Source organism: Paenarthrobacter sp. CM16, from assembly GCF_013179505.1.
Lineage (GTDB): Bacteria > Actinomycetota > Actinomycetes > Actinomycetales > Micrococcaceae > Arthrobacter.
The window spans coordinates 1-528 of record NZ_JABMCX010000613.1 but is presented as its reverse complement, the minus strand read 5'-3'; the positions used below and the strand labels follow the sequence as shown (position 1 = coordinate 528).

At 60.2% G+C, this 528-nt stretch carries 1 protein-coding gene; it reads left to right on the top strand.

The window, feature by feature from the left end; genetic code table 11:
* The coding region (locus HP499_RS24815) for a serine dehydratase beta chain (RefSeq protein WP_305849770.1) at positions 1–528 on the top strand (528 nt) is incomplete at both ends.

The window sequence follows — 528 nt, the reverse complement described above, 5'->3', positions numbered from 1 at the left end:
GGGTCGTTGGCTGCGACGGGTCGTGGCCACGGGACCATGACGGCGACTTTGTTGGGCTTGGAGGGTTATCACCCTGAGCTGATCCTGCCTGAGGAGGTGGAGGCGCGGTTGGCTGCTATTGCGGAGACGGGTGTGTTGAACCTGGCTGGTGCCTCGGGTGAGGGGGTGGAGTTGCCGTATGCGGTGGAGGATATGGTGTTGCATCCGTTGACTGTGTTGCCGCGGCATACGAACGGGATGAAGTTTGCTGTCTCTGATGCTGAGGGAAACATCGTGCGGGAGGCGACGTTCTTTTCTGTTGGTGGTGGGTTCATTGTCCGTGAGGGTGAGGAGAACGCCGCTCAGCAGGAGTTGGAGGAGTCCAAGAAGGAGTTGCCGTTGCCGTTCAGGACGGCGGCGGAGTTGTTGGGCCGGTGCCAGTCGAAGGGTTTGGGCATCAGCGAGATCATGTTCATTAATGAGCGTGCGTCCCGGTCCGAGGAGGAGATCCGGGAGGGTTTGCTGCATATCTGGTCCGTGATGGAGGCC